The sequence below is a fragment of the Massilia sp. IC2-278 genome (genome assembly GCF_020708045.1).
Classification (GTDB): Bacteria; Pseudomonadota; Gammaproteobacteria; order Burkholderiales; family Burkholderiaceae_D; genus Telluria.
Window position 1 is genome coordinate 321,801 of the sequence record NZ_JAJFES010000001.1, and the last position, 12,497, is coordinate 334,297.

Genomic DNA, 12,497 nt, shown 5'->3' on the forward strand with positions numbered 1-12,497 from the left:
GGTGTGCTTTCCTTTAGTAGTGGAAAAGTATGGTCGTCCCACCGGTGTTTTCCGGCGTTACTGAGCCCTTAACGCGGGCCGGTCCGGCAACGTTGACGCTTATTACATCCCGTTACAAACGGCCATGCCAAAGGTGCACCGTTAACTGCCGTACAGTCGCGCCGGGCTGCCGCGCCTAGACTGGCTGCACCGCCGTGTTGCAGGAGAGGGCCATGCCAGACTCGCTGAAAGTCTACAAATCCAAGCGCGATTTTTCCATCACCTCGGAACCCGCCGAAGGCGGCCGGCCGGGAAAGGACGCGCTCACCTTCGTCATCCAGAAGCACTGGGCCAGCCGGCTGCACTACGACTTCCGGCTCGAGCTCGACGGGGTGATGAAAAGCTGGGCCGTGCCGAAAGGCCCGAGCTACGACACCCACGACAAGCGCATGGCCGTGCACGTCGAAGACCACCCGATTTCGTATTCCGACTTCGAAGGCACGATCCCCGAAAAGCAGTACGGCGCCGGCAAGGTCATCATCTGGGACAAGGGCACCTGGGAACCGGAAGGCGACCCGCATGCGGGCTACCGCAGCGGCAACATCAAGTTCCAGCTGCACGGGCACAAGATGCATGGCCGCTGGGTGCTGGTGCGCATGAAAGGGCGCGGCGACGAGAAGCAGGAACCCTGGCTCCTGATCAAGGAAAAGGACGATTACGCCCGCCCCGCCGAGGAATTTTCCGTGATCGACGAGATGCCCGACAGCGTCAAGAATCTGCCGATGCCGGGCGGTTCGGCCAGGGTGCCGGCCAAGACCAGGGCGACCAAGAACGGCCGCGCCGTCAAGGCCAAAGCCGACGCCGCCGCCGAGGAAGCCGTGGAAGAAATCGACGCGGAGCCGGCCGCGAAAAGCAGCGGCAAGCGTGCCACGAAAACCGCGGCAAAAACCGCTACGAAAACGGCCACGAAAACGACTGCAAAAACGGCCACAAAAACGGCCACGAAGACGACGAAAAAGGGCGGCGCCGGGTCCGAAGCGGCACGCGATGCCAGCCTGCCCGCAGGCGCGGTCGAAGCGAAGCTGCCGAAGGAATTCACGCCCGAACTCGCCACCCTGGTCGACGGTGCGCCGCCCGACCCGGAAAACTGGGTGTTCGAGGTCAAGTTCGACGGCTACCGCATGCTCACCCGCATCGAGAACGGCGAGGTGCGCCTCATCACCCGCAACAACAACGACTGGACCGACAAGCTGGCCCCGCTGCAAAAGGAAATCGCGCGCATGGGCCTGCCCGACGGCTGGTACGACGGCGAGATCGTCGTCCACGATGCCAACGGCCGCCCGAACTTCGGCATGCTGCAGCTTGCCTTTGACGGCAGCAACAAGGCCGACATCCTGTACTTCCTGTTCGACGCGCCTTACCTGGGCGGCTATGACCTGCGCGAAGTGGACCTGGTCGACCGCCGCGCCCTGCTCGAAGGCGCGCTGATCCAGGCGCAGGCATCAAGCAAGGTGCGTTTCTCAAGCGAGTTCGGCAACGATCCGGAAGGCCTGGTGGTCGCGGCCTGCAAGATCGGCCTGGAAGGCGTGATCGGCAAGCGCCGCGATTCGAAGTACGTGTCGCGCCGCTCGCCCGAGTGGATCAAGCTGAAATGCGGCCAGCGCCAGGAATTCGTGATCGGCGGCTACACCGACCCCAAGGGATCGCGCACCGGCGTCGGCTCGCTGCTGCTGGGCACCTACGACAAGGACGGCGTGCTGCGCTATGCGGGCAATGTCGGTAGCGGGTTTAATGCCGAGAGCCTGCGCGACGTCACCGCCAGGCTGAAGGCGCTCGATACCGACAAGAGCCCCTTCCCGCCGCGCTCGGTGGCGGGCCGCAAGCACCACTGGGTGAAGCCCGAGCTGATCGCCGAGGTCAGCTTCTCGGAGTGGACCAGTGCCGGCGCGGTGCGCCACCCGGTGTTCCAGGGCCTGCGCAGCGACAAGCCGGCCGAAGGCATCACGCGCGAGGTCGCCAAGTCGATCGACGAAGTGGCCGCCAGCGTGGCGCCGGAGGCCGCGCCCGAGCCGGCAGGCAAACCGGCGAGGGAGCGCACGGGCAAGCGCGCATCCGCAGTGGACCAGGAACCGGTGGCCCCGGCCGGCAAGCTGCCGGCCACGCTGAAGGTGACCCACGGCGAGCGCGTGATGGATGCGAAGAGCGGCGTCACCAAGCTCGAGCTGGTGCGCTACTACGCGCTGGTGGGCGAGCTGATGATGGAGCATCTGAAGGATCGCCCGGTATCGCTGGTGCGCGCCCCGGCCGGCGTGGGCGGCGAACTGTTCTTCCAGAAGCATGCCGATACCCGGAAGATGCCCGGCGTCGAGAACATGGACCCGGCGCTCGACCCGGATCACCCGCCGATGCTGACGATTGCCAGCGTCGAGGGCCTCCTGTCGGCGGCCCAGTTCAACGTGGTCGAGATCCACACCCAGAACGCCACCGCCAGGGCCTACGACAAGCCCGACCGCATGGTGTTCGACCTCGACCCGGGCGAAGGGGTGGAGTGGCACACGATGCAGGAAGCGGCCCAGCTGATGCACGCCTTCCTCGACGAACTCGGCCTGCCGAACTTCCTGAAGACCAGCGGCGGCAAGGGCCTGCACGTGGTGGTGCCGATCAAGGGCGGCAAGGACTGGGACACGGTGAAGGGCTTTTCGCAGGCTATCGTGAAGCACCTGGCGACGACCTTGCCGGACCGCTTCGCCTTCAAGAGCGGCGCCAAGAACCGGGTCGGCAAGGTGTTCATCGATTACCTGCGCAACGGGCAGGGCGCGACCACGGTCTGCGCCTGGGCTGCGCGCACGCGTCCGGGGCTGGGCATCTCGGTGCCGCTGGCCTGGGACGAGCTGGCCGGCCTGAAGTCCGGCGACCAGTGGACCGTGGCCAACGTGCATACGCGCCTGGACCGCGGCAACGAACCCTGGGCCGGTTACGCCAAGGCAGCGAAGACGCTGACGGCAGCTATGAAACAGATGGGCTATAAAGGATGAGCTGGTAGTCGGCTTTACCTATCGTAGGCATAGGGATAATTAATTTCTACTATGCAAGTATTGCGGTTAGGATAACTATCCCAAACGTAATGTTGATAGGTAGTAGCTATGAAATTGAATCCCCCGTCCCTCGGCCGGATGGCGCTGTGCGCGCTGACGCTGGCATCCGGCGTCATCGCCCTCACGCAAGGCGCGCAGGCCCAGACCCTGACCAAGGACAATGGCGCCCCGGTCGGCGACAACCAGAACAGCCAGACCGCCGGCCCGAATGGCCCGACCCTGCTGCAGGACGTGCACCTGGTGCAGAAGCTGCAGCGCTTCGACCGCGAGCGCATTCCCGAGCGCGTGGTGCACGCGACCGGCACCGGCGCCCACGGCGAATTCATTGCCACCGACGATTTGTCGGACCTGAGCAAGGCCAGGCTGTTCGCGAAGAACACGAAGACCCCGGTGTTTGTGCGCTTTTCCACCGTGATCCCGGGCCGTTCCGGCGCCGAGACCACGCGCGACCCGCGCGGCTTTGCCACCAAGTTCTATACGCAGGAGGGTAACTGGGACCTGGTCGGCAACAACCTGCCGATCTTCTTCATCCGCGACGCCATCAAGTTCCCGGACATGATCCACGCCTTGAAACCGTCGCCGGTCTCGAACGTGCAGGAGCCGGAACGCGTGTTCGACTTCTTCTCGCACGTGCCGGAAGCCACCGCCATGCTGACCCGCGTGTATTCGAACTACGGCACGCCGGCGACTTACCGCGAAATGAACGGCAGCAGCGTGCATGCGCTGAAACTGGTGAACGCGCGCGGCGACTACGTCTACGCCAAGTTCGCCTGGAAGTCGAAGCAGGGCGAGCGCAACCTGCGTCCGCAAGAGATCCCCGTGGTGCAGGGCAAGAGCACCAGCCATGCCACGGTCGATCTGTACGGCGCCATCAACGCCGGCAAGTTCCCGTCCTGGGACCTGACCGTGCAGGTCCTGAAACCCGACGAGCTCGACAAATTCGACTTCGACCCGCTGGACGCCACCAAGATCTGGCCGGGCGTACCGGAGCGCAAGGTCGGCACCATGGTGCTGAACCGCGTGCCCGACAATGTCTTCGAGTCGACCGAGCAGGTGGCCATGGCCCCGGGTAACCTGGTGCCGGGCATCGAGGCGTCGGAAGACCGCATGCTGCAGGGCCGCCTGTTCTCGTACATCGACACCCAGCATCACCGCCTGGGCGCCAACTTCCAGTCGCTGCCGATCAACAAGCCGCTGGTGGCCGTGAACAACAACCACATCGACGGCGCCGCCAGCACCGGCAACCGCAAGGGCATCGTCAACTACGAGCCGAGCCGCCTGGCGCCGCTGAAGGAAGACGCCAACGCCCGCAGCAGCGCGCTGCCCCTGAGCGGCAGCACCCAGCAGGCGCGCATCGCGAAGACGCTGAACTTCCGCCAGGCAGGCGAGTTCTACCGTTCGCTGAGCAGCCAGGAGCGCGAAGACCTGATCGTCAACCTCTCGGGCGACCTGAAGATGGTGAAGAACGCCGACAGCCTGAACACCATGCTGTCGCACTTCTGGAAGGCCGATGCCGACTACGGCAAGCGCCTGGTCAAGGCCGTGGGCGCCGATGCCGGCAAGATCGCCGCGCTGGCTGCGGCCCTGAAGGAATAAGCACGCCCGCCGTGCGGGTGATGGAAAGCCGGGCATGCGTGCCCGGCTTTTTTCTTGGGCGCTGTCTACGCATGACCTGAACAGTGTGGGCGCATGCGGCCTGCATGCGGGGCTGTTCAGGCCATCCCGCCCGTGCTCATGAACCAGCCGAGCGCCAGGCAGTTGACGAAGACGGTAAACCACAGGCTGGGCTGGAAGCTTGGCTTCGACGATTTGTGCCGAAGCAGGTGCTGGGCCAGCAGGGCGCCGGGCCAGCCACCGGCCAGGCCGAGCATGTGCAGCGTGCTTTCCTTCGTGCGCCAGGCATTCTTGCGCGCCGCGGCCTTGTCGCTCGCGTAGACGAGGAAAGTCAGCAGGCTGATGCCGGCATACACGCCCAGTGCCCAGGCAGGCAAGCGGCCAACCGCCACGAACAGGGCGATCGCGCCGAAAAAGCCGCAGGCCAGCAGCGCCCGGGCCGGGCTGCCCGCAGAACCCTGGCGGCGCGCGGTCCCTGCGCGGTAGAAGGCGACCTTGCCGGCGCGCGGCTGTCCGCGTTCGTTGGCCGTCAGCTCATAGGTCACGATCTCGTTGCCGGCCGGGCGGCCGCGCTGGCCGTCGAACGCGCTGATGTGGACAAAGACGGTCGGCCCGCCGCCGTTCGGCGTGATGAAGCCGAAGCCTTGCTCGTCTTTCCAGGTCGTGATTCGTCCGGCGTAACGGATCGGTTTGGCGGCGCGCATCGTGCAGGTCACTCGTCGGTAAAACGGCAAGTGTAGTCCCGGTTTTGCATTCAGGCAATGCGCTGCGGGTGCCGCGGGCATGGCAGCGCCTGCCGTCCTTATGCCGCATACATCCGAACGCGCGCCGATCGAGATTGTTTGGTGATGCCGCAACCGGCCGCGCTTGCCATCGGGTATCGCGGTCCTAGACTGAATCGGCCGCGTGGCGTATCCGCGCAATCCCGCGCGGGCAAGCACACCCGGCTGGAGGGAGAATCATCATGCGAATTTCACTGTTCATGGCAAGCGCATCCCTGCTCGCGGCGGCGGCAGGCGCCCATGCGCAAACGCCCGGCGCTGCGCCGGGTCCAAGCGACGCGATCTCGTCGGTGCAGGTGAGGGCGCCGGTCTCGGCGCTGCGTATCCGCGACGACCAGGCCCGGCAGATCACCGGGGCCTACGGTTTGTCGAACGGCAGCTACCTGAAGGTGCATACCGAACCGCGCTACATTGTCGCCACCATCGACCACGATACGACGCTGCGGCTGTATGCCGTCAAGCCCTACCACTTCGTGTCGGCCGACAACAAGGTGACGATGGAATTCAACCGCGGTCCCGCCGGCGAAGACATGCTGATGAGCTATGTGCCGGAAACGGGCCTGGCCTGGATTACCTTGACGTCGGCGCCGCTGGCAGGGCGCTGAACGAAACGAAAAGAGGCGCCACAAAGGGCGCCTCCGTCCTGCCGGCCGCTGTCGATCAGTCGACGTTGCGGCCGCGCGCCTTCAGCGCCGCGCGCACGCCGCGGCCATAAGCCGGGTCCGCCTTGTCGAACAGGCGCAGCTGGCGCGCCAGGATCGCGTCGGTGACCTGGCTCAGCGGACCGGCCAGGTTGTCGAACAGGTTCTGCTGCTCCTCGGCGCTCATCAGGCGGAACAGGTTGCCGGGCTGGGTGTAGTCGTCTTCCTGGCCGCGGAAGTCGAAGCGGCCGGCGTCGCCTTGCAGCGGCAGCGCATGTTCGCCGTGGCCCATGCCGAGCGCGCCCTTGCCGACCGGGTCGACCGGGTCGTAGATCGGGGCGGCGCCGACATTCGCGATCGCCATCGCACCGTCGCGCTGCTGGTTGTGGAAGGGGCAGCGCGGGGCGTTCACCGGCAGGTGCTGGTGGTTGGTGCCGACGCGGTAGAGCTGGGCGTCGTGGTAGGCGAACAGGCGGCCCTGCAGCATCTTGTCCGGCGAGTAGCCCATGCCCGGCGGCACGTTGGCCGGCGAGAAGGCGGCCTGCTCGACTTCCATGTGGTAGTTGCGCGGGTTGCGGTTCAGTTCCAGCACGCCCACCTGCAGCAGCGGGAAGTCGCCGTGCGGCCACACCTTGGTCAGGTCGAACGGGTTCCAGCCGGTGCGCGCTTCCCAGTCGTCGAGCTGCTCCTGGGTTGCCAGCTGCACCTTCACGTCCCATTGCGGGTAGTCGCCGGCGGCGATCGCCTCGAACAGGTCGCGCCCGGCGTGGTCCGGGTCGGCGCCGCCGAGGCGCACGGCTTCGGCGTTGCTCAGGTTCTTGATGCCCTGGCGCGTCTTGAAGTGCCATTTCACGTAGGTGCGTTCGCCGTTCTCGTTGATCAGGCTATAGGTATGGCTGCCGAAGCCGTCCATGTGGCGGTAGCCATCCGGGGTGCCGCGGCTGGAGAACAGGATCGTTACCTGGTGCAGGCTTTCCGGCGCCTGGCTCCAAAAGTCGAACATCATGTTGGCCGACTTCAGGTTGCTGTCGGGCTGGCGCTTCTGGGTGTGGATGAAGTCCGGGAACTTGATCGGGTCTTTCAGGAAGAACACCGGCGTGTTGTTGCCGACCACGTCCCAGTTGCCTTCCTCGGTATAGAAGCGCAGGGCGAAGCCGCGCGGATCGCGTTCGGTGTCGGCGCTGCCTTTCTCGCCGCCGACGGTCGAGAAGCGCAGGAAGGTTTCGGTCTGCTTGCCGACTTCGGCGAACAGCTTGGCCTTGGTGAAGGCGGTGATGTCGCGCGTGACCGTGAAGGTACCGTAGGCGCCCGAACCCTTGGCGTGCACCACGCGCTCGGGAATGCGCTCGCGGTTGAAGTGCTGCAGCTTCTCGATCAGGTGGAAGTCCTGCAGCAGCAGCGGGCCGTTGCGGCCGGCGCTCAGCGAGTTCTGGTTGTCGGCAACGGGGATGCCGGAAGCGGTGGTGAGGCGTGGGCGGTTCATGCGATCTCCTGGTCAAAGTGCGTAATTTGATGAAGGAGATTCTATTTGCTGCTGAGTAAAAGATAAATTTAATTGATTTGATTATTCCGATAGTGATTCCCTAAGCAGCCTCTACTGCTGACAGAAAGTCCTCGCGTGCCGCTCAAGCCTGCCTATACTCAAACAGGAAAAAGGCGCGCCAAGACGTCAGTGGTTGATTACTCAGAGGAGACATCATGAAGCGACTGATTATCGGATTTGCCTGTCTGTGGCCGGCAATCGCCGCCGCCCAGGCGGCACAGGACCCCGCGGTGAACACGGCAGCGGCGGTGCGGGTGACGGGGACACCCGAGCGCATTTCTCTACCGCCTCAACTCTACAACGTATGGTATGACGAGTTCAATGCGGTCGCAGGCGAGTACAGGCTGTCGAACGGATCAAGTATGTCGCTGAGCATGTGGGGCAACCGCATGTACGCGCGAATCGGCAAAGAAGCACCGCTGCAGCTTGTTGCCGTGTCGCCTTACGTATTCGTGGGACGTGCGCGGCAGGTCAAGATCGTCGTCGAGGAACCGGATCGAGCCGACGGCAACCGGATTCATGCGACTGTGCTCCTGCCAGCCAGGATGCTGTCGAGTCACGCTTCCATGGAGGAATACACGACCATTCTTGCGCAGCGCTGATCCGGGTGGCCAGCGGTTCCGGGCCAGGTCCTGGATAAAAGACCTGACCCGGCTGTTTTCCCATCAATAGCGGCGCACGGACGCGCTGCCCTGGCGGTTCATACGGGTCTGGATTTTTTTCCAGATAAAGCCGGCAATCGCCATCATGATCATCTTGCGCATCGTAATTCTCCTTGAGTAAGCGGCCATCGCCGCGTGAAAAATGCCTCGGGTTCAGCCCGGCGATTTGCCGGCGCCGGCCTGCAGGCGGTTATCGGTCGTACCTTTGTCGTTTTTCCAGATGCCGCGGATGTTCATGGCCATCAGCGCCACCTGCAGCGCGATCAGGGCCCAGGCGCCGTCGTGCACGCCCCAGACGATCCACAGGATATTGCTGAGGATGAACATCCAGAAGCCGAACACGCGCTTCCCGGCGCGTTGCGAGCCGATCAGGAAGGCGGCGTACAGGCTCACCGCCATCGCGGGCCACTGGAGGAAGTCGATGAATGCATCCATGTGCGCCTACGCCGCCTTCCTGCGGCGTGCCGGGGCGGCTGCCGTGCTGGTCTTTTTGGCGGCGACGGCTTTCTTCGCCGGGGCCTTTTTTGCGGCCGGCTTTGCAGCCGCGGCCCGCTTCGGCTTGTCGGCGCTGGCGGCCACGTGTTCGCGCGAACTGGCGGCCGTCTTGCGGCGCGGCGGCGGCGCGTCGTCCTCGTCGTCGTCTTCGGACGGCTTGTGCGCGCGTTTTGGCGGCGGCGGTTCGTCGTCGTCATCGTCGTCCAGGGCGGCCGCCTTGCCCGGTTTCTTGCCCAGGCTGGCCTGCAGCAGCGACACCAGGTCGATGACGTTGGTGGTCTTCGCCGGTTTCTCGTCCGGGTCGGGCATGGTGATGGTCTTGGTCTGCTTGGCCTTGATCTTCTTCTGCACCAGGGCCAGCACGTCCTCGCGGTAGGTGTCGTGGTACTGGTTCGGTTTCCAGTCCTCGCTCATGCCCTCGACCAGGGCCATCGCCATCTTCAGTTCCTTGGCGCTGATCGTGGCGGCTTTCGCCTTCGGCGACGGAATCTTCAGGTCGTCGGTCTCGCGGATCTCGTCCGGGTAGCGCAGGGTGTTCAGGACGATGGTGTCGCCGATGCACACCAGCGCCGCCAGATGCTGCTTGACGCGGATAACGACGTTCGCGATGCCGATCTTGCCGACTTCCTTCAGCGTTTCGCGCAGCAGCGCATACACCTTGTCGCCGCCCTTGCCGGGCGCCAGGTAATAGGGATGGTCGTAGTAGAGCAGCGGCACGTCCTCGGCATCGACGAAGGCGAGGATGTCGATGGTCTGGGTCGCTTCCGGATTCGCGCGGCGCAGGTCCTCGTCGGACAGCACCACGTACTCGCCGGATTCGTACTCGTAGCCCTTGACGATGTCGTCCCAGGAGACTTCCTTGCCGGTGTTCTTGTTGTAGCGCTTGAACCCGATCGGGGCGAAATCGCGGCGGTCGAGCATGGAAAGGTCGAGCGAATTGCTGCTCACCGCGGGATACATTTCGACCGGAATGTGGACCAGACCGAAGCTGATCGCGCCCTTCCACATGCTGCGTGCCATGGCTGTCTCCTTTATTCGCCGACGCTGCCGGTCACCGGCAGCACGATGCCCGTGATGTAGCTCGAGCAGGCGTTCGATGCCAGGAACACGTAGGCCGGCGAGAGTTCCTCGGGCTGGGCCGCGCGGCCGTAGGTGGTGCTCTCGCCGAAGTGGACTATCTTGTCCGGCGACTGGTCGGCCGGATTGAGTGGCGTCCATACCGGACCCGGCGCCACGCAGTTCACGCGGATGCCTTTATCGAGCAAATTGGCTGCCAGCGACATGGTAAAGGCGTGGATCGCGCCCTTGGTCGAGGAATAGTCGAGCAGCAGCTTCGAGCCCTTCAAGCCGGTGACCGAGCCGGTGTTCACGATGGCGGCGCCGCGCTTCATGTAGGGCAGGGCGGCCTTGGCCATGTGGAAGTAGCCGTAGATGTTGGTGCGCATGGTTTCGTCGAAGCGCTCCTCGGTGATGTCGAGCAGGCTGCTGGCGTGTTCCTGGAAGGCGGCGTTGTTGACCAGTACGTCCAGGCGGCCCCATTCGGCCACCACGGCGTCGACCGCCTGCTGGCAGAATTCCATGTCCTTGACGTCGCCGGCGATGGTGACGCAGCGGCGTCCTTCGGCCTCGATGCAGCGCTGGGTCTCGGCGGCGTCTTCGTGTTCGTTCAGGTAGAGCACGGCAACGTCGGCGCCTTCGCGCGCGAACAGCACGGCCACCGAGCGGCCGATGCCGGAGTCGCCGCCGGTGACGATCGCCACCTGGCCCTCGAGCTTGCCGCTGCCCTTGTAGTGTTCCGCCATGAAGCGCGGCTTGACGGCCATTTGGGCTTCCAGGCCGGGCTTGGCCAGGTGCTGCTCGGGCATCGGCGGCACCGGCTGTTCGGCGCCGATCTGCACCGGCTTGCTACCTTCCTCTTCCTTCTGGCTGGCGTCGAGCTGGTCCTGGCGGTTCTGGATTGCTTTCTGGTGGTTTGCTACATCGTCCTGGTTGGCCATTGCGCTTCCTTTGAAAACGGGTTCTTGACCGGACCAGTATCGGCCGCGGGCGGGCAGCGCGACGGTGCGGTTCCACACACAAGGGCGAACGTCCTGTTCGATGGTATGCGAATATGTCAAAATTCACGGCGTAGAGTTGCATGGCGTAACGAATATGCATGACAAGGAGAAAAACATGCCTCAGCAGGCCGAGCCGCAAGGCCAACGTACCGGGTTGTTCGTCAACCCGGCCGCACCGCGGCGCGCGCAGTTCCAGGCCGAGGCCGGCAGCCGCTTCGCCAGCCTGGCGCTGGCCGACGGCGCCGAGGCCGCGCTCGAATTGCTGGGGCGCGGGCCGGTCGACCTGCTGGTCATCGACCTCGAACGCTTCGACCCCGAACTCGACCTGGCCGGCCTGGCCCAGCTGGTCGCGTTCCGCGCCGGCGCCCCGATCCTGGTCCTGTGCCCGTTCTCGAACGCGCGCTGGCTGCCGGCGCTGATGGCGCACGGCCCGCTCGCCTACGCCATCACCCCGCTGGCCCAGGACGCCATGGAAGCAGCGCTGGACGGGGCCCTGGCCGCCAGCCCAGCCGAGGCGCCGGCGCCGGCGCCGCGCGAAGCCGAACTCCTGGAACTGGCCGCGCTGCGCGCCCGCGTGCAGGCCGCCCTGGGCGAGGGCGAAGACCTGGCCGCGTTGTCCGAGCGCCTGTGCGAGGCCCTGTGCAGCTGGCCGGGCGTGGTGCACGCGTCCCTGTTCTGCCTGCAGCCGGGCGGCGACCTGCAACTGCAGGCCCAGCACGGTGTGCACCGCGAACTGAATCGCGAACTGAATTTGGCGCGTGTGCTGGGGCGCGGCGAGCGCCTGCTGCAGTCGCCGCTGCGCCATGCCTTCCCGGGCCTGCTGGCGGCTGCCACGAACAGCCTGGCCCTGCTCGACGCGCCGGAAAAGTCGGGCGAGCCGGAACTGAGCGCGGCGCTGCGCGCGCATGGCGTGGAAATGGTGCTGGGCTTGCCGATCCCGGCCGGCGGGCCGGGCGGCGCGCGCGGGTCGCTGTGCCTGCTGTTCGACGCCGGCCGCCGCTTCAGCCCGGACGCGCTGGCGGCGCTGGAAGGCCTGGCAGCGCTGGCCGCGGTCGGCCTGCGCCTGGCCGACATGGGACGCGAGAGCGAGGAACTGCTGGCGCGCCTGACCCACATCTCGACGGTCGACGCCCTGACCGGCGTGGCCAACCGGCGCCACGGCGAAACCCTGCTGGAAGGGGAAATCAAGCGCGCCCGGCGCTACCGCCTGCCGCTGGCGCTGATCGCCTTCGACATCGACCGCTTCAAGGAAGTCAACGACCGCTACGGCCACCCGGTGGGCGACATCGCCTTGCGCACGGTGGCGGAAGCGGCGCAGAAGCTGGTGCGATCGAGCGACATCGTGGTGCGCTCGGGCGGCGAGGATTTCCAGGTGATCGCGCCGCACACCAGCGCCATCGACGGCTTGAAGATGGCCGAGAAGCTGCGCGTGGCGATCGCCTCGACCCTGATCCCCGGCTGCGACCAGGTCACCGTCAGCCTCGGCGTGGCCCAGCTCGGCGACCAGGAAAGCGCGGACTCGCTGACCGTGCGCGTGAACGCCGCGCTGGCCAGGGCCAAGCGGGCGGGGCGCAATTGCGTCGAGCTGGCGATGTCGTAGGGTGGGTACCCCGTGCCCACGCGTGACGC

At 65.6% G+C, this 12,497-nt stretch carries 10 protein-coding genes; 5 read left to right on the forward strand and 5 right to left on the reverse strand.

Going from position 1 to position 12,497, the window contains the following annotated elements; all coding sequences use genetic code 11:
• Positions 1 to 212 precede the first annotated feature (212 nt).
• Both ligD and LK540_RS01440 read left to right on the forward strand, forming a co-directional pair.
• Entirely contained in the window at positions 213 to 3,014 is a 2,802-nt protein-coding gene (gene ligD / locus LK540_RS01435; RefSeq protein ID WP_229435246.1) for a DNA ligase D, read from the forward strand.
• 108 nt (positions 3,015 to 3,122) lie between these two features.
• Positions 3,123 to 4,670, forward strand: a complete 1,548-nt coding sequence (locus tag LK540_RS01440) for a catalase (protein WP_229435247.1) — start codon at positions 3,123 to 3,125, stop codon at positions 4,668 to 4,670.
• Positions 4,671 to 4,786: 116 nt separating this feature from the next.
• Here the strand turns inward: LK540_RS01440 and LK540_RS01445 are convergent, their stop codons facing one another.
• Positions 4,787 to 5,392 (reverse strand): cold shock and DUF1294 domain-containing protein, encoded by a 606-nt coding sequence (locus tag LK540_RS01445; protein ID WP_229435248.1) that lies wholly within the window; start codon positions 5,390 to 5,392, stop codon positions 4,787 to 4,789.
• Positions 5,393 to 5,652: 260 nt separating this feature from the next.
• On the opposite strand from LK540_RS01445, the gene LK540_RS01450 reads away from it, so the two are divergent.
• On the forward strand, positions 5,653 to 6,075 hold the full coding sequence (locus tag LK540_RS01450; RefSeq protein WP_229435249.1) for a hypothetical protein: 423 nt from the start codon (positions 5,653 to 5,655) through the stop codon (positions 6,073 to 6,075).
• Positions 6,076 to 6,130: 55 nt separating this feature from the next.
• Here the strand turns inward: LK540_RS01450 and LK540_RS01455 are convergent, their stop codons facing one another.
• Positions 6,131 to 7,594, reverse strand: a complete 1,464-nt coding sequence (locus LK540_RS01455; RefSeq protein WP_229435250.1) for a catalase — start codon at positions 7,592 to 7,594, stop codon at positions 6,131 to 6,133.
• A gap of 215 nt (positions 7,595 to 7,809) precedes the next feature.
• On the opposite strand from LK540_RS01455, the gene LK540_RS01460 reads away from it, so the two are divergent.
• A complete protein-coding gene (locus LK540_RS01460; protein WP_229435251.1) occupies positions 7,810 to 8,256 on the forward strand; it encodes a hypothetical protein in 447 nt (148 codons plus the stop codon).
• 213 nt (positions 8,257 to 8,469) lie between these two features.
• Here the strand turns inward: LK540_RS01460 and LK540_RS01465 are convergent, their stop codons facing one another.
• The 3 genes from LK540_RS01465 to LK540_RS01475 are packed head-to-tail and all read right to left on the reverse strand — an operon-like array spanning position 8,470 to position 10,808.
• Positions 8,470 to 8,751, reverse strand: coding sequence for a hypothetical protein (locus LK540_RS01465; protein WP_229435252.1), 282 nt, complete (start codon positions 8,749 to 8,751; stop codon positions 8,470 to 8,472).
• A gap of 6 nt (positions 8,752 to 8,757) precedes the next feature.
• Positions 8,758 to 9,831 carry a Ku protein gene (locus LK540_RS01470; RefSeq protein WP_229435253.1) on the reverse strand — a complete coding sequence of 358 codons (1,074 nt, stop codon included), beginning with the start codon at positions 9,829 to 9,831 and terminating at the stop codon, positions 8,758 to 8,760.
• A gap of 11 nt (positions 9,832 to 9,842) precedes the next feature.
• The gene (locus tag LK540_RS01475) at positions 9,843 to 10,808 is read right to left on the reverse strand and encodes an SDR family oxidoreductase (RefSeq protein ID WP_229435254.1); all 966 of its coding nucleotides are present in this window, start codon (positions 10,806 to 10,808) and stop codon (positions 9,843 to 9,845) included.
• A gap of 175 nt (positions 10,809 to 10,983) precedes the next feature.
• Between LK540_RS01475 and LK540_RS01480 the strand changes: the two genes are divergently transcribed.
• Entirely contained in the window at positions 10,984 to 12,468 is a 1,485-nt protein-coding gene (locus LK540_RS01480; protein WP_229435255.1) for a GGDEF domain-containing protein, read from the forward strand.
• The last annotated feature ends 29 nt before the right edge of the window (positions 12,469 to 12,497 follow it).